Origin of the sequence: Pseudomonas sp. 3JA, assembly GCF_036961705.1 — a bacterium.
Lineage (GTDB): Bacteria > Pseudomonadota > Gammaproteobacteria > Pseudomonadales > Pseudomonadaceae > Aquipseudomonas > Aquipseudomonas fluorescens_Q.
In genome coordinates, this window is record NZ_JBAMDJ010000009.1 from 1 (window position 1) to 17,307 (window position 17,307).

A 17,307-nucleotide genomic window follows, 5' to 3' on the forward strand; every position below is an offset into this window, starting at 1 on the left:
ATTCCCACGCGGAGCGTGAGGAACGATCTTCCACCGCCTCCGCGACCCGATCGTTCCCACGCTTTGCGTGGTAATGCATCCCGTGACGCTCTGCGTCACATTCCAGAAGCGGAACGCGGAGCGTCCCTGGCGGCGTTCCCACGCGGAGCGTGAGGAACGATCTTCAGAGCCTTGCGCCCGGAATGAATTTTTATCGCACGCGAACGGTTGAACCCGGTCGCATAATTGTCAGCGCTGTGATCCAGTTCACTCTGCCAGCGCCATAACACCCTGAAACGTTGCACCAACGTCCACAAGGAATGCCCGATGCCCCCACGCCACGCCCCCGCTTCAACCGCTGACTTGCCGCAAGGCACCGGTTTCGTCCGGGTGCGTGGCGCCCGCGAACACAACCTCAAGAACGTCGACGTGGATATCCCCCGTGATGCCCTGGTGGTGTTCACCGGTGTGTCGGGCTCCGGCAAGTCGTCGTTGGCCTTCTCCACGCTCTACGCCGAAGCACAGCGTCGTTATTTCGAGTCCGTCGCACCCTACGCACGGCGCCTGATCGACCAGGTCGGCGTGCCGGACGTGGACAGCATCGAGGGCCTGCCGCCGGCAGTCGCCTTGCAGCAACAGCGCGGCACTCCCAGCGCACGCTCATCGGTGGGCAGCGTCACCACTCTGTCGAGCCTGATTCGCATGCTTTACTCCCGCGCCGGCAGCTACCCGGCCGACCAACCGATGCTCTATGCCGAAGACTTCTCGCCCAACACGCCACAAGGTGCCTGCCAGGAATGCCATGGCCTGGGCCGGGTCTATGAGGTGACCGAAGCCTCCATGGTGCCGGACCCGTCGCTGACCATCCGCGAGCGCGCCGTGGCCGCCTGGCCCATGGCTTGGCAGGGGCAGAACCTGCGGGACATCCTGGTGACCCTGGGCTATGACGTCGACATCCCCTGGCGCGACCTGCCGAAGAAGCAGCGGGACTGGATTCTCTTCACCGAACAAACCCCTACCGTTCCCGTATACGCCGGGCTCACCCCGGCCCAGACCCGCGCAGCTCTCAAACGCAAGCTCGAACCGAGCTACCAGGGCACATTCAGTGGCGCCCGACGCTACTTGCTGCACACCTTCATGCACTCCCAAAGCGCGCAGATGCGCAAACGCGTGGCGCAATACATGCGCGCCAGCCCCTGCCCCGTGTGCGAAGGCAAGCGGCTCAAACGCCAGGCGTTGACGGTGACCTTTGCCGGCCTGGACATCGCCGAGCTGTCGCACCTGCCGTTGCTTGAGTTGGCCGAAGTGCTCAAGCGCGTCCTGGCACCCGACTACCTGGAACAGGCCGAAGAAACGGGCGACGTCCTCAGCCACCAGCAAACCCGAAAAGCCCGCGAGCAACGCGCCGCCAGGGGCGACAATCCGCACGCGGGTGGGCCCGACGCGCGCCACACGCCCAATCTCTCCCTGGAGAAACGCCTGGCCGCCCAACGCATCGCCGCCGAGCTGCTGGAACGGATCGTCACCCTGATCGACCTGGGCCTGGGCTACCTCGCCCTGGAACGCAGCACGCCGACGCTTTCGTCCGGCGAACTGCAACGCCTGCGCCTGGCGACCCAGCTCAATTCCCAGTTGTTCGGGGTGATCTACGTGCTGGACGAACCCTCCGCCGGCCTGCATCCGGCCGACAGCGAGGCGCTGTTTGGCGCCCTGCAACGCCTCAAGGCAGCGGGCAACTCGGTGTTTGTGGTCGAACATGACCTCGATACCATGCGCCGGGCCGACTGGCTCATCGACGTCGGCCCGGACGCCGGCGAACAAGGCGGGAAAGTCCTCTACAGCGGTCCGCCGTCAGGCCTCGGCCAAGTGCCGGAATCACGCACCCGCGCCTACCTCTTTGGCGAGGAACACGTTATGGCACGCAGCCCTCGGACACCCAGGGATTGGCTGCGCCTGGAAGGCATCACCCGCAACAACCTCGACAACTTGAGCGCGGCCTTTCCCTTGGGTTGCTTCACCGCCGTGACCGGCATCTCCGGCTCAGGCAAATCCAGCCTCGTCAGCCAGGCCCTGTTGGATCTGGTCGGCGCCCACCTGGGCCAGGCCAGCCCCAACGCCGAACCCGATGAACAAAGCCTGGAAGACGAACCCGTGCAAACCAGCGGCGGGCGCGTTAGCGCTGGGCTTGAGGCGGTCAGGCGGCTGGTGCAGGTGGACCAGAAACCCATCGGCCGCACCCCGCGCTCCAACCTCGCCACCTACACCGGGCTGTTCGATCACGTGCGCAAACTGTTTGCCGCGACAGCGCAGGCGCAAGCACTGGGATTCGATGCCGGACGGTTTTCCTTCAACGTCGCCAAGGGCCGTTGCGAAACCTGTGAGGGCGAGGGTTTCGTCAGTGTGGAATTGCTGTTCATGCCCAGCGTGTACGCACCCTGCCCCACTTGCCACGGGGCGCGGTACAACCCGCAGACCCTGGAAGTAAACTGGCAGGGCTTGAACATTTCCCAAGTGCTGCAACTGACCGTGAACCAGGCACTCGAGGTGTTTGCCGAGCAAGCGGCGGCCAGGCGCTCATTGCAGGTGCTGCAGGATATCGGGTTGGGCTACCTGCGCCTGGGCCAACCGGCCACGGAACTGTCCGGCGGCGAAGCCCAGCGGATCAAGCTGGCGACAGAACTGCAGCGCAAGGCCCGAGGAGCGACGTTGTATGTGTTGGATGAGCCCACCAACGGGCTGCACCCCCAAGACGTCGACCGCTTGCTGGTACAGTTGAATCGCCTGGTGGAGGACGGTCACACGGTGGTTGTGGTGGAACATGACATGCGCGTCGTGGCACAGAGTGACTGGGTCATCGACATCGGCCCGGGCGCAGGTTCCCAAGGTGGGAACGTCGTGGCCTGCGGGGCTCCGGAGGAAGTCGCGGCCTGCCGGGAAAGCCGGACGGCGGAGTTTCTGAAAAGGGCTTTGCAGCCCGGAAGATAACTCCCGTGGCGAGGGAGCTTGCTCCCGCTGGGGTGCGAAGCACCCCCAATGAAGCTGACTACATCAACCTGATACACCTCAATGACTTGCCTTGGGGCTGCTTCGCAGCCCAGCGGGAGCGAGCTCCCTCGCCACAAGAGCGGTTTTCAGACCGTACGCGAATACTGAACCGTCTGGTCCGCCCCCAGGTACGCGTCGAAAGCCATGGCCACGTTGCGCATCATCAATTGCCCCTGGGGCAACAACACCAGCTCGTCGTCGCGAAGGTCCAGCAGTCCGTCGCGCACCAGCTCCTGGAGTCGGTCCAGGGCATCGGCGAAGTACTCGGTAAATCGAATGCCGTGGGCGCGCTCGATCTGGCCGAAATCGATGCGTGCGTGACACATCAGTTCGCTGATGACCTCGCGCCGCAGGCGATCGTCGTCGCTCAGCCGATAACCACGCTGCACCGCCAGCAAGCCTTGATCCAACCGGGCGTAATACTGGGAAAGCTCCTTGACGTTCTGGTTGTAGCTGTCGCCCACCTTGCCGATCGAGGACACCCCCAGGCCAATCAGGTCGCAGTCGGCGTGGGTGGAGTAACCCTGGAAATTGCGCTGCAGGCTGCCCTGGGCGCGGGCGCGTACCAGTTCGTCATCCGGCAAGGCAAAGTGGTCCATGCCGATATAGACGTAGCCGGCTTCAGTCAGGCGATTGATGGTCAGCTCGAGCAACTCCAGCTTGCGCTCTGGCGGCGGCATGTCTTCTGGCCGGATCATCCGTTGCGCCCGCACCCGTTGCGGCAGGTGGGCGTAGCTGTAGGCCGCGATCCGGTCCGGACGCAGGGCGATGATCTTGCTCAAGGTGACATCGAAACTGGCGATGGTCTGCAAAGGCAGGCCATAGATCAGATCGACGCTGACCGACTTGAAGCGCGCCAGGCGCGCGGCCTCCACCAGCTCGACGACCTGGGCTTCGCTTTGCACCCGATTGACGGCGATCTGCACCTGGGCATCGAAATCCTGGACGCCAAAGCTCAGGCGGTTGAACCCCAGCTGGCGCAAGCCTTGGATCTGTTGCGCATCGATGGTCCGCGGATCGACCTCGATGGAAAACTCATGGGCGTCGCTGTCGTCCATGTCGAACGACTGGTGCAGGCAGTCCATCAGGTCGGCCAGTTGCTCATGGGTCAGGTAAGTCGGCGTGCCCCCGCCCAGATGCAGTTGGGTCAGTTTGCGCGAGCGGTCGAACAAGCCCGCCTGCAGGGCAATTTCGCGCTTGAGGTAGGTCAGGTATTCGACGGCACGATGGCTTTTGCGCGTGATGATCTTGTTGCACGCGCAGTAATAGCAGAGGCTCTGGCAGAACGGGATATGGATGTACACCGATAACGACTTGGGCTGCGGCGCCTGGTTGCTGCGCTGGGCTGCCTGCTGGTATTCGTCCATGGCAAAGGCCTGGTGGAACTGCGGCGCCGTCGGATAGGAGGTGTAGCGCGGCCCCGGGCGGTCGTATTTCTCCACCAGGGCACGATTGAAACCGGATACAGCATTCATGATGGGTTCAACTTTTCAAAAGGGTGTGGGCCTGCGTCATCCATTCCTGGGTCGAACAGATTGCAGATCGCATCGACGTTCAAGCGCCCGGCGGGCAGGATGCCGATAAACCGGCTCGACAGTTCGATCAATCCCTGGTCATGCAACACTTCCAGCGACGGCCAGACAGACGCGAAATGCTCGCGAAACACCAGGCCGAAGCGTGCCTCGATGGCCAGGATATCCAGCTCCAGGTCACAGGACAGCTGCTCGGTCACGCTCGCCTTGACCTGATCCTGCGCTTCACAGCGCCAGCCGCGACACACCGGCAACTGCCCGGCATCCAGCTGTTGGCAATATTGATGCAGGTCGTCGGTGTTCTGTACGTACAGGTGCTCGATCTGAGTAATGGCCGACAGACCAAAGCCCACATGATCACAGCAACCGTGACGGGTAAACCCCTGGCAATTGCGATGCAGGCGTCCGTGTTCCTGGGCCACCGCCAGGTCATCGTCGGCCCTGACGAACTGGCCCAGGCCGATGTAGTGATAACCCGCGCCAATCAGTTGCTCGCAGCAGATCCGCCGCATGGCGTCCTTGTCGGCCGGGCTGCAAAAGGCACCGGCCACCCCGGCGTTCTTCGAGCGGTAACGATAAGGCGCGCGGGCATAGTCGAAAACGTGCAACCGGTCCGGTTCCAGTTCGATCAACGTCGCCAGTTTCAGGGCGAAACTGCTGGGCGTCTGCCAAGCGTGACCGTAACCCAGGTCAATGTTGATGGAGCGAAAACCAAACGTGCGCGCCGCATCGATCAACGAATGAATCGGAGCCGGATTCTGGTAGCAATCGACCGACAGGTCGCTGTCGACGCCAATGTCGGGGACGCCGATGCTGACATGAGTGAAACCCTGGTCACGGATCAGGCCCATGGTCGACCAATCCGTGTGGTGCAGGTCCACCTCGATACTGTGGTCGCCACCGTCGTATTCACTGAAGTCGAAGCGCTTGCGCAGGTCACTCATCAACGTCTGCAGATGAGCGATCACCGGTGTGCCACCGGTCAGGCAAAACTGCTCGACACGCCGCCCTGCGCCCAAGTGGCAACCGACCAAACCCATCTCATACGTCAGACGTTGCAGATAACCCTCTATCTCGCCGCACCGGCAGTCACTGGCCAGGGGCGAACACGACGCCAGCCGCAAGCGCGAAGGCAGGTGCACCGCCAGGGACAAGGGCCGTCGTTTCTGACGGCTGCTGCGCAACCCTCGAAGCAGGTCGAGCGAACCGATGCCTGTGTGGAATCTACGTGTACCGACCGGACAATCGAAATCAGCCACCACAGACGCGCGGCCCGAAGGTCGCTCACCGAGGGTATGGAACGGGTCGAACATGACAATCTCCGAGTGGCAGTGCGGGTGCAGTGTGCGGGGTAACCCGCCGGGGCACCTTGACCTGTATCAAGCGCCTTGGAACCACGCGCCAGCGCTTACCAGGTGACGTAGAACATGGCCTTGGCCAGCAGCACGATCGCGACCATGTGCAAGAAGACGCTGGCATGGATGACGTGCACGTAGCGGGCGTTCATGCGCCCACTCCTGAACAACCACATGGCCCAGAGGAAATGGCCCAGCACACTGCCCGCCAACAGGATCTTGAGCCCCAGCAGCAAACCGAAGGATGACTGCAACGGCGACGAGAGCACCGGCCAATAGCGCAGCCAGACCATGCCAATGCCCGCGCCGAACAGCACCAGCAGCACCCACGGCATCAACTGCCGGGCGCGTTGGCTGATGCCTTGCTCCAGCAGCACCATGACCTTGATGGGCAGTTGTTTGCGGATGCTCTCCAGGAACAGGACTTCGAAGAAAACCGTGCCGATGAAAACCAGCGCGGCAAACAGGTGCAAGGTCAGAAACAGCGGATAAATCATGGGGTTCCTCGGTCGCCCTCTTCAGCGGGGCGATGGTTTATTCGAGGTTATCGCGCCATCCCGAAAGTGAGGTTGATGCCAATCAAGGAAACCGCATGTCCGCCACACCAACGGCCCCACAGTAGGCGGCGTCGGGCTTCAGAAAGCGTCAACGAAACGTTACTCCTGCCCTTCACGACACAACCGCTGATCAGTTAGTCCGGCTTTTTGACACTTTCCCCGATATGCGGTCACAACTTTTGCGCTCCGCTGGGTCATAACACGAAGGTCGTCGATGGAATGTTGACGTCTACCTAGGTTTAAGCCTGATACGGAGATAAGCTCATGATTTTCAACGTACAAAATTTTGGCGCCAAAGGAGATGGCATCACCGACGACACGGCAGCCATCCAAAGTGCGATTGATGCGGCGGCAGCGGCCGGCGGTGGGCAGGTGTACATGCCGAGCGGTACCTACATCGTTTCGGGGGGTGAGGAACCTTCCGATGGCTGCCTGATGCTCAAGAGCAACGTCTACCTGTACGGCGACGGCATGGGCGCGACCACGGTCAAGCTGGTCGACGGCTCCGACACCAAGATCACCGGTATCATCCGCTCGGCCTACGGCGAGGAAACCCACGACTTCGGCGTCAGCAACCTCACCATCGACGGCAACCGCGACAGCACCACCGGCAAGGTCGACGGCTGGTTCAACGGCTACATTCCAGGCGAAGAAGGCTACGACTCCAACGTCACCCTCGACAGCGTCGAGATCAAGGATTGCTCCGGGTACGGTTTCGACCCCCACGAGCAAACCGTCAACATGGTCATCAAGAACAGCGTGTCCCACGGCAACGGCCTGGACGGCTTCGTCGCCGACTTCCTCAGCGACAGCACCTTCGAAAACAACGTCGCCTACGACAACGACCGCCACGGTTTCAACGTCGTCACCAGCACCCACGATTTCACCATGACCAATAACGTCGCCTACGACAACGGCGGCAATGGCATCGTGGTCCAGCGCGGTAGCGAGGACATTCCCTCGCCCAGCAATATCACCATCACCGGCGGCGAGGTGTATGGCAACGGCGCTGAAGGGGTGCTGATCAAGCTCTCCAGCGAAGTGACCGTCACCGGCGTCGACATTCACGATAACAGCAGCGCCGGGATCCGCATCTACGGCAGCAACCACGTCGAAATCATCGACAACACCCTCAACAACAATTCCCTGGGCGGCGCCGTACCGGAAATCATCATCCAGTCCTACGACGACACCCTGGGCGTGTCCGGCAAGTACTTCAACGGCAGTGATAACCTCATCCAGGGCAACATCATCAGCGGCAGCGACCTGTCGACCTACGGTGTTGCAGAGCGCAATGAAGACGGCACCGACCGCAACGCCATCATCGCCAACACCATCAGTCACACCAGCAAGGGCGCCACGCTGGTCTATGGCGACGGCAGCTACGTCAGCGCCACGGTGCCGATGACCACCGTGCAAGGTACCGCGGGCAACGACACACTGCTCGGCAGCGCCGCCAGCGAGATTTTCTATGGCGGCGCGGGCAACGATACGATCAATGGCGCAGCCGGTGGCGACATCCTGGTCGGTGGCGCCGGCATCGACAAACTCACCGGCGGAACCGGCGCCGATACGTTCCGGTTCGTCGCCCAGTCGGACAGCTACCGCAACGCGACCACCAGTTTCGATGACACCATCACCGACTTCGACGTCACCCAGGACAAGATTGACCTTGCCGGCCTCGGTTTCACCGGCCTGGGCAATGGCCGTGGCGGCACCCTGCAGGTCAGCTACAGCGCCAGCAGCGACCGCACCTACATCAAGGACTACGACGCCGATGCCAGCGGCAATCGCTTCGAGCTGATTCTCTCGGGCAACCTGGCCAGCACCCTGACCGCCAGCAACTTCATCTTCAACCGGGTGATCACCGGCACCAGTGGCAGCGACTCACTGCTGGGGAGCGATGCCGCCGACACCTTGCTCGGCCTGGCAGGCAATGACAGCCTCAGTGGTGGCGCCGGCGACGACAAGCTCGACGGCGGTGCCGGCATGGACACCCTCACCGGTGGCGCCGGGGCGGACACCTTCGTGTTCTCCAACCGCCTGGACAGCTACCGCAACTACAACACCGGTGGCGCCAACCTCGGCGACCTGATTACCGACTTCAACGTCAGCGCCGACAAGATCGACCTCTCGGCCATGGGTTTCACTGGCCTGGGGGACGGCAAGAACAACACCGTGTACCTGGTGCTCAACAGTGCCGGCACCAAGACCTACATCAAGTCCCTGGAGGCCGACGCCAATGGCAACCGCTTCGAAGTGGCGTTGGATGGCAATTACCTCAACACCTTGACCAGCGCCAACTTCGTCTTCGCCACCACCTCGCCGACCAACCAGGCGCCGGTACTGGCGACGCCGCTGTTGGACCAGAACGCGACCGAAAATACCCCGTTCAGTTACGTGGTGCCGGCCACCAGTTTCACCGATCCGGACAACGACAGCCTGAGCTACACCGCCAAACTCGCCAATGGCAACGCCCTGCCCAGCTGGCTGGTCTTCGATGCCGCCACCCGCACCTTCAGTGGCACGCCACCCGACACCGCGTCGGGCACCTACGCCATCCAGGTCACCGCGAGCGACGGCAGCAACGCCACCGTCAGCGACAGCTTTACCCTCGCCGTGCAGGACGTTCCCACCACCATTGTGATCAATGGCACGCCGAACAACGACACGCTGACCGGCACCGCGGCCAATGAACAACTGTTCGGTGGCGCGGGCAACGACACCCTCAATGGCGGCGCCGGCAACGACATCCTGGTCGGCGGCACCGGGGTCGACAAACTCACCGGTGGCACCGGCGCCGATGTGTTCCGCTACACCTCGAAACTCGATAGCTACCGCACCAGTTCCACCAGCGCCAGTGACCAGATCCTCGACTTCGAGCTGACGGCGGACAAGATCGATGTCTCGGCGCTTGGCTATACCGGTCTGGGCAACGGGCTCAACGGCACCCTGCAGGTCACTTACAGCTCGTCGACCAACCGCACCTACCTCAAGGACCTCACGGTCGACGCCAACGGCAACCGGTTCGAGATCTCGATGGCGGGCAACTTCGTCAGCAGCCTGACGGCCAGTCACTTCGTCTTCGCCGACCAGACCAACCCCACCAACGTGGCCCCGGTCGTGGCCACCCCACTCCTGGACCAGAACGCCAGTGAAAGCACGCCTTTCAAATACACGGTGGCGAGCAACAGCTTCACCGACGCCAACCAGGATGTGCTGACCTATACCGCGACCCTCGCCAACGGCACCGCCCTGCCCGCCTGGCTGAGCTTCAATGCCACCAGCCTGACCTTCAGCGGCACGCCAACCAGCACCGCTGCAGGCAACTACGACATACTGGTCAAGGCCACCGACCCCTCGGGCGCCTCGGTCAGCGACAACTTCAGCCTGGTGGTGGCCGATGCACCCGCCAACACCATTACCGGCACCAACAACGCCGAAACCCTCAACGGCACGACGGGTGCGGACCTGATCCTCGGCCTCGGCGGCAACGATACGATCAAGGCCGGCACCGGCGCGGATATCGTCGACGGCGGTGCCGGACGCGACTCGTTGTACGGTGGCGATGGCGCCGACACGTTCCGCTACAGCAACCTGTCCGATAGCTACCGCGACTACGACACCGGGGGTGTCACAGCCACCGACACGATTTATGACTTTACCGTTGGCGTCGACAAAATCGACGTTTCAGGGCTGGGCTTTCTCGGCCTCGGCGATGGCAGCAACGGCACGCTGTACATGACCCTGAACACGGCGGGCGACAAAACCTACATCAAGTCCGCCGAAGCCGACGCCGATGGCAATCGCTTCGAGATCGCCCTCAACGGCAACTACCTCAACACCCTCACCGCCAACGACTTCGTCTTCGGCGAGCGCGCCCAGCAGGACATTCTCTACCTGCCCACCCTCGGCCAATCCAATGCGCGCCTGCTGCGCATGACCGAGGACGATGACCAATCCGGCACCTCGATGCTGGTCAATGACTTGAACCGCTACACCACCTATGACGTGCGCAGCCAGTTCACCGATGCCGATGGCAACGGTATCGACATCGCGGTCGGCGGCAGCACGGTCAACGGCCTGTCCACGCTCAGCCCCGAGGAACTCCAACTGTGCTGGTGGCTGACAGACACCAACCAACCCGGGCCGGCACTGTTGCGGGCGGTGACGTTGCTGCGCGACCAGCGCACCGAACTGCAGTCGATCGACAACGTCACCATGGGCATCATCTGGGGCCAGGGCGAGGAAGCCGCCCAGGAAATCGCCCGCGCCACGGACAAGGCCGCGGCTGCGGCTGCGTATAAAGCCGCGACCCTGAAGGTGTTCGACTATTTGCATGCCCAATTTGGCAACTTCAGCGTGTACCTGATGGAAACCGGTCACTACGAAGAGGATGCGGCCCGGGCCCGGGGTTATTCGGAAGAGAAAATCGCGTCCATCGTCGAGGGCGTCGGTTATGTCCGCGCCGCCCAGGAGGCCATGGCCGCCGAGCGCGCCGACGTCAAGCTGGCGGTGGACTACACCGACCTGCCCTTGCGCTACGAAGTCGACCCGCTGGTGTATCCCGATGACGTCTGGCACCTGCACGAGGAGTCAGCGGAAATCGTCGGTCAACGCCTGGCGGACTACATTGCCGATGACCTGGGCTTCCAGGGTAATCCCAACGACAACAACAGCGTGCAGGACATCTTCGACAACGCCCAGAACCAGGGCGGGATGATCTCCGGCACCGACCAGGACGACACCCTGGTGGGCAGCTCGGGCAACGACACGATCGATGGCGACCTGGGCGCCGATACCATGACCGGCGGCGATGGCAACGACATCTACGTGGTCGACAACGCGTTAGACAGTGTGGTGGAAACCAACACCTCGACGGCGCAGATCGATACGGTGCAGGCCTCGGTCAGTTGGACGCTGGGGGCCAATCTCGAGAACCTGGTACTCACCGGTGTGTCGGACATCGACGGCACCGGCAATGAACGGCGCAACTTCATCACCGGCAATGCCGCCAACAACGTACTCGACGGCGCCACAGGGAACGACAGCATGAGCGGTGGTGACGGCAACGACAGTTACTTTGTCGACAATGCCGACGACAGCGTGATCGAGACCAACAGCAATACCGTGACTGGCGGGATCGACAGCGTGCACAGCAGCCTCGCGACCTATACCTTGGGCAACAACGTCGAGAACCTGTATGTCGATAGCGCCGGCGCCGCCAATGGCACCGGCAATGCGCTGGACAATACGCTGTTCGCCGGCGCCGGCAACAATGTGCTGGATGGACGCGATGGCATTGACACGGCCAGCTTCGAGCGCGCCCTGTCTGGCGTGACCGTCAACCTCTCGACGTCGGCGCAACAGAGCACCGTGGGGTCCGGGCTCGACACCTTGAAGTTCATCGAGAACCTGAAAGGAAGCGCCTACGCCGACACACTGTCGGGGAACAGCGCGGCAAACGTCCTCGATGGAGGGGCCGGCAACGATACGCTGGTGGGTGGTTCGGGCGATGACCGGTTGATTGGCGGCGCAGGCACCGACAACCTCACCGGTGGCACTGGTGCGGACACCTACGCATTTGGTGCGCTGTCGGACATGGGCGTCGGGGCCTTGCGCGACGTGATCAGCGGTTTCAAGAGTACGGAGTTCGACAAGTTGGACCTCACCGGCCTGGACGCCAACCCGCTGACCGCCACGGTCGATGCCTTCACGTTCATCGGCAGCAACGCCTTCGACGCCACCAACGCCACCGGCCAGCTGCGCTTCGTCGACGGCATCCTCTCCGGCAGCACCAACGCCGACGCCACCCCCGAGTTCGAATTCGAACTGGTGGGCGTCAAGGAGCTGCACGCCAGCGACTTCACCGCCTGATTGCCCCTGAGCAGGCTTACCCGCAATAGCTGCGGCACATTCAGCATGGATGCTGACTGACCCACCGCTATCGCGAGCAAGCTCCCCACAGGACGGCGTGTTGTGCCAGAAAAGTTGAAGCTCATGGGCGGCTTTTGTGGCGAGGGAGCTTGCTCCCGCTCGGCTGCGCAGCAGTCGTGAACCGGTGGACTCGGTCTGCCTGATACCACTCATTGTCTAGGTTTGGGGCCGCTTCGCAGCCCAGCGGGAGCAAGCTCCCTCGCCACAGGGATAAGTTGCGAACTTGAACCCTGGCTTGTCTAGAACAAGCTTTGCACCTGCTCCAGCACCGCGCGGTTCATCTGGCCGGTGTGGGTGTGCAGGCTCACATAGCTTTGCAGCATGTCGAGCTTGGTATTGAGCAGGTCCCGACGGGCCTGGAACAGCCGCTGCTGCGCGTCAAGAATATCCACCGTGGAGCGCACGCCACCCTGGAAGCCTTTTTCCGTCGAGGTCAGTGCTCGCTGATTGGACTCCACCGCCCGTTGCATCGCCTTACTCTTGGCAAACCCGGCTACGACGCCCAGGTAATCGGCCTCGATATCCTCGGCCAGTTGTTGGCGTTGCACGTCGTAGTCGGACTGGGCGCCGGCCAGTTGCGCTTCGGCCTTGGCCACCGACGCCCGTACCGCCCCGCCGCGATACAACGGAATATCCAACTGCACCCCCACGTAGTAGGTGTCCTGGCGCGGGTCGAGTTCCTGGTATTGACGGGTTTCCCGCCGGGTCAACTGAGTGGTCAGCGACAAGGTTGGATAATGCCCGGCACGCTGGCTGTCGGCCTGGGCCTCGGCCACTTTCACCGCAGCCAGCCGAGCGGCCAGTTCGGGGCTGGCTTCACGGGCAATCGCCGTCCAGTACGGCAAGTCCTGCTCAGGCGGGATCGGACTGCCGGCGGCCAGTTCTTCGCGCATCGGCAGGATGTCATCGATGGGCACGCTGGCACGCCCGGACAAGGCCCGCAACGCCGCCACGCGACGCGCCTGGGCTTCAGCCTCCTGGGCATGCACCAGGTCGAGCCGCGCCTGGGCTTCGTCGATATCGGTGATCGCGCCTTGGCCGCCCTCGTACAGTTTTTTGCTCTGGATGACCAAGCCTTGGATGGCCGCCTTTTGCTGCTGGATCAGCTTGATCTCGTTCTCGGCCCGGGCAACGTCGAAATACCCCTTTGCCACCCGGTCATACAAGGTCTGATCGGCCACGTCGAACACCTGGATACCCAGTTGCCCCCGCGCCTTGCCTTCCTGGTACGCAGCCCAGCGGGCCTTGTCGTAGAGCGGCTGTTGCGCCGCCAGGGTGACGTTGTTGGCCTGGTAATCGTTGCTGTTGACGTAAGTGCTGTCGTCACCGCCGTCGGTCCGCCCGCCGTAGCCGTAGCGCGAGGTCAGCGACACTTGCGGGTAAAGGCCGCCACGCCCGATGTCCTCTTCATGCCGCGAAGCTTCAAAAGCGTGAGCCGCCGATTGCACGGTCGGATCATTGAGGCGCGAGGCATCGTAGGCGGCGGTGAGGCTCAAGCCTCCCTCGGCAGCCCACAGCGGATCGATCAACGCCCAACCGGTATACAGGCCCAGCAACACACGGCAACGGTAGCGGCGACGGTCGACCATGCTCATTCCTCCTTGAAGGCTGCAAGCAAGCGTTCACGCAAAGGCTTCATCAGGTAATTCATCAAGGTGCGCTCGCCCGTCACCACCGTGACGTCGGCGAGCATGCCCGGGCGCACCAGCAGACCGGCGCGCTGCAACTCAACCACGGTGTCGGCGGGAATCTCGACCTTGGCGGAAAAGTACGGTTGGTGTGTCTGCTCATCGATCAACTGGTCCGCCGACACCGTCGTCACCGTGCCGGTGACCGTCGGCGTATCCACCCGTTGCAGCGCGGTGAAATGCACATGCACCGGCAGGCCCGGGCGCAGTTTGTTGGCCATCAGCGGCTCGAAACGCGCGGTGATCGCCATCGGTGCATCCAGCGGCACCACCTGCATCAGCGTCTGGCCGGCCTGCGCAACGCCGCCGACGGTATGAATGCTCACATCCATGACTTGCCCGGCCACCGGCGCACGGATTGCACCGTTGTCGACTTCAAACTGCAAGGCACGAATCTGATCGGCATAACCAGCGGCCTCGGCCGAGACTTCGCTGAGCTGGGTTTCGGCATCACGGCGAAACTCCTGCTGCGCCTGCAGGGCCTTGAGTCGGCTTTCATTGATCGCCTGCCGGGTCCTGCCGACATCCCCCACACCGGAGGCGATCTGTCCCGCCAACTGGGCCGCGTTGCGCTCGGCCTCGAAGAGTTTGTTGCGCGGAACGTAGCCTTCGCGGGCCAAATCGCGCAGGCCTTCAAGCTCCTGCTGCTGGAAACGCATCTGCGCGTCGTAGTTGCGCTTGACGCCTTCGTAGCCAAGCAATTGCTGCTGCAAGGCCGCGGCTTCGTGCTCAATGATCTGCAAGCGGCTGCCCAGCTCCGCGCGGCGGGTGATGAACAACTGACTCTGCAAGGCCATGGCCGCCTTGACTCGCGGTTCGTCGGCGTGGGCCAGCAGTTCCGCGGGCCATTGGATCTCGGCGCTGCCCAGGCGCTCGGCAATCAAGCGCGCCTCGATGCTGCGATCATTGAGCAGCTTGCCCAGGGTTACGTCCAATTGCGACTGCGCTTGCACCGTGTTGAGTTGCACGAGCAATTGCCCCTGGGTGACGCGGTCGCCGTCGCTGACCAGCAGTTTTTCCACGACTCCGCCGACCAGCGACTGCACGGCCTTGCGCTCCCCCGCCACCACCACGGTGCCACTGCCTACCACCCCTTGGTCGAGCGGCGCCAGGCAGGCCCAGAGCAGGAAACCACCCAGCGTCAGGACCAGGAATCCCACGCCATAACGCGCCGCGCTCCCGGCGTCGGTGCTGGCACTGGGCAGCGTCGTGGTGCTGCGAACACTCAGCCCCTGCTCGCTGTACGCGTGTGCCCCTGGAGTCAGATCACGCATCGCCACCCGCCTCCCTGACCGCGGCCGGTCTTGGCCCCGGCATCAATGCCTTGAGCACCCGGTCCCGAGGGCCGAACGCTTGTTGAGTACCGTCCTTGAGCACCAGGATGTGATCGACCACCGCCAGTACATTGGGACGGTGGGTAATCAACACCACGGTGCTGCCGGCTGCCTTGAGCGCACTGATGGCCTGCACCAGCGCCAACTCGCCGGCGTCATCGAGATTGGAGTTGGGCTCATCGAGCACGATCAGCGATGGCCGCCCATAGAGCGCGCGAGCCAGGCCCAGGCGTTGCTTTTGCCCACCGGACAAGCCAAGCCCACCCGGGCCCAACGGCGTGTCGTAGCCCTTGGGGAACCTTAGGATCATTTCGTGGATGCCGGCATGACGCCCGGCGGCGATGATCTTGTCGGCGTCCTGCTCACCGAAGCGGGCAATGTTGTCGGCGACCGTGCCATCGAACAGCTCGATGTCCTGTGGCAGGTATCCAAGGTACGGGCCCAAGGCATCGTGGGACCACTGGCTGATCTCGGCATCGTCCAGGCGCACCGACCCGCCCATGGCCGGCCAGACCCCGACCAAGGCCCGCGCCAGTGTCGATTTACCACTGGCGCTGGGCCCGACCACCGCCAGTACATCGCCTTTGGCGAGGCTGAAATTGATCCCGCGCAGGATCGGCTGCGAAGCACCTGGCGGACCGACATACAACTGTTCCAGGCGCACCGCGCCGGTGGGCGGTGGCAACGGCATGCGCAGGCGCTCGCGTGGGTGCTGGGCCAGCAATTGGCTCAGGCGCTGGTAGCTCTGGCGTCCGGAATTGAATTGCTTCCACGAGCCGATGGCGATTTCCACGGGTGCCAAGGCCCGACCCAGCAACAGCGACATCGCAATCATCATGCCCGCCGACAGTTGGCCTTCAAGCACCAGCAAAGCGCCCAACCCCAACGCCAGGGACTGCCCGGAGATCCGCACGAAACGAGTCGTCGAGGTAATACGTGCACTGCGGTCGCTGGCATGGGCCTGGGCGGCAATGATCCGTTGCTGCAACAGGCTCCAGCGCTGACGCAGCGGCCCGAGCATGCCCAGGGCCTGGATAACTTCGGCATTGTGCAGCGTGCTGTTCACATAGATCGACGACTGCACCCCCAGTCGATTGGCCTCCCCCAGGCGTGTTCGCGTCGCCAGTTCTCCCCACAGCGCCAAGCCGATCAGCACCAAGGCCAACACCAATGTCAGCACACCGAACCAGGGGTGAAAGATGAACGCCACCAGCAAGAAGATCGGCAGCCAGGGTGCATCGAGCAAGGCGATCAGGCCCTGCCCGGTAATCAACTGGCGCAGCGTTGCCAGGTCGGTGAGCACCTGCGCCGGGTTGGCGTTGTGCTCGCGCAGGCTGCGAGCGAAGGCGGCGTCGAAAATCCGCTCGCCCAAGGCTTCATCCAGCCCCGCGCTCATGCGAATCATCACCTCGCCACGGACCCACTCGATGAGGGCGCTGAACATGAACAGTCCCAGGGCCATCAAGGTCAGCATGAACAAGGTGGTTTCGTTGCGGCTGGTCAGGACCCGGTCGTAGACCTGCATCATGTAGAGCGACGGCACCAGCACCAACAGATTGATCACGCCACTGAACAATGCCAGCGCCCAGAACACCCGGCGGTAGCTCAATAAGGCAGCATCAATGTCATGACGCGGATCGAGTAGAAACCCCATGGGAAATCGCCTGCAAGAGAAATGGTCGGTCCAGGACGCAATCCATCGCAAGGCCTTTTTTCCCGAGCGTGATCGAGAAAAAACTAATCCAGCTGGCGTGCTGTTATCAGGGGCGATCCTCATCCCTACAGGCGCCAATTACTGACAACGCAGCCGTGGGTTAGTGCCGGTTTGCAGGGGTGTGCTTGCAAGTGGGTGACAAGCGGACGGGCCGCGTTTCAAGGCG

General features: G+C 62.8%; 8 protein-coding genes. 2 read left to right on the forward strand and 6 right to left on the reverse strand.

Features of this window, described 5'->3' with window-relative positions; translation table 11 throughout:
- The first annotated feature begins 306 nt into the window (after positions 1-306).
- Positions 307-2,964, forward strand: a complete 2,658-nt coding sequence (locus tag V7773_RS09085) for an excinuclease ABC subunit UvrA (protein WP_336073081.1) — start codon at positions 307-309, stop codon at positions 2,962-2,964.
- 146 nt (positions 2,965-3,110) lie between these two features.
- On the opposite strand, the gene hemN is transcribed toward V7773_RS09085, so the two are convergent.
- The 3 genes from hemN to V7773_RS09100 form a co-directional block, all read right to left on the reverse strand.
- A complete protein-coding gene (hemN, locus tag V7773_RS09090; protein WP_063321465.1) occupies positions 3,111-4,499 on the reverse strand; it encodes an oxygen-independent coproporphyrinogen III oxidase in 1,389 nt (462 codons plus the stop codon).
- A complete protein-coding gene (locus V7773_RS09095; RefSeq protein ID WP_336073082.1) occupies positions 4,496-5,869 on the reverse strand; it encodes a coproporphyrinogen III oxidase in 1,374 nt (457 codons plus the stop codon). Before V7773_RS09095 ends, hemN begins: the two co-directional genes overlap by 4 nt.
- Before the next feature lie 95 nt (positions 5,870-5,964).
- Positions 5,965-6,408, reverse strand: a complete 444-nt coding sequence (locus V7773_RS09100) for a CopD family copper resistance protein (protein WP_063321467.1) — start codon at positions 6,406-6,408, stop codon at positions 5,965-5,967.
- A gap of 324 nt (positions 6,409-6,732) precedes the next feature.
- Between V7773_RS09100 and V7773_RS09105 the strand changes: the two genes are divergently transcribed.
- A complete protein-coding gene (locus V7773_RS09105; protein WP_336073083.1) occupies positions 6,733-12,345 on the forward strand; it encodes a putative Ig domain-containing protein in 5,613 nt (1,870 codons plus the stop codon).
- Positions 12,346-12,644: 299 nt separating this feature from the next.
- Here V7773_RS09105 and V7773_RS09110 read toward each other — a convergent pair whose 3' ends face one another.
- The 3 genes from V7773_RS09110 to V7773_RS09120 are packed head-to-tail and all read right to left on the reverse strand — an operon-like array spanning position 12,645 to position 17,081.
- The gene (locus V7773_RS09110) at positions 12,645-13,994 is read right to left on the reverse strand and encodes a TolC family outer membrane protein (RefSeq protein WP_092344960.1); all 1,350 of its coding nucleotides are present in this window, start codon (positions 13,992-13,994) and stop codon (positions 12,645-12,647) included.
- 2 nt (positions 13,995-13,996) lie between these two features.
- The gene (locus V7773_RS09115; protein WP_092222064.1) at positions 13,997-15,367 is read right to left on the reverse strand and encodes an HlyD family type I secretion periplasmic adaptor subunit; all 1,371 of its coding nucleotides are present in this window, start codon (positions 15,365-15,367) and stop codon (positions 13,997-13,999) included.
- On the reverse strand, positions 15,360-17,081 hold the full coding sequence (locus tag V7773_RS09120; RefSeq protein ID WP_336073084.1) for a type I secretion system permease/ATPase: 1,722 nt from the start codon (positions 17,079-17,081) through the stop codon (positions 15,360-15,362). The genes V7773_RS09115 and V7773_RS09120 overlap by 8 nt, the downstream gene beginning before the upstream one ends.
- Between the last annotated feature and the right edge of the window lie 226 nt (positions 17,082-17,307).

Excerpts from the sequence above, each read along its gene's own strand:
- V7773_RS09100 (WP_063321467.1), bottom strand. The coding sequence starts at position 6,408 with ATGATTTATCCGCTGTTTCTGACCTTGCACCTGTTTGCCGCGCTGGTT.
- V7773_RS09095 (WP_336073082.1), bottom strand. The coding sequence starts at position 5,869 with ATGTTCGACCCGTTCCATACCCTCGGTGAGCGACCTTCGGGCCGCGCG.
- V7773_RS09105 (WP_336073083.1), top strand. The coding sequence starts at position 6,733 with ATGATTTTCAACGTACAAAATTTTGGCGCCAAAGGAGATGGCATCACC.
- V7773_RS09120 (WP_336073084.1), bottom strand. The coding sequence starts at position 17,081 with ATGGGGTTTCTACTCGATCCGCGTCATGACATTGATGCTGCCTTATTG.
- V7773_RS09085 (WP_336073081.1), top strand. The coding sequence starts at position 307 with ATGCCCCCACGCCACGCCCCCGCTTCAACCGCTGACTTGCCGCAAGGC.
- V7773_RS09110 (WP_092344960.1), bottom strand. The coding sequence starts at position 13,994 with ATGGTCGACCGTCGCCGCTACCGTTGCCGTGTGTTGCTGGGCCTGTAT.
- V7773_RS09115 (WP_092222064.1), bottom strand. The coding sequence starts at position 15,367 with ATGCGTGATCTGACTCCAGGGGCACACGCGTACAGCGAGCAGGGGCTG.
- hemN (WP_063321465.1), bottom strand. The coding sequence starts at position 4,499 with ATGAATGCTGTATCCGGTTTCAATCGTGCCCTGGTGGAGAAATACGAC.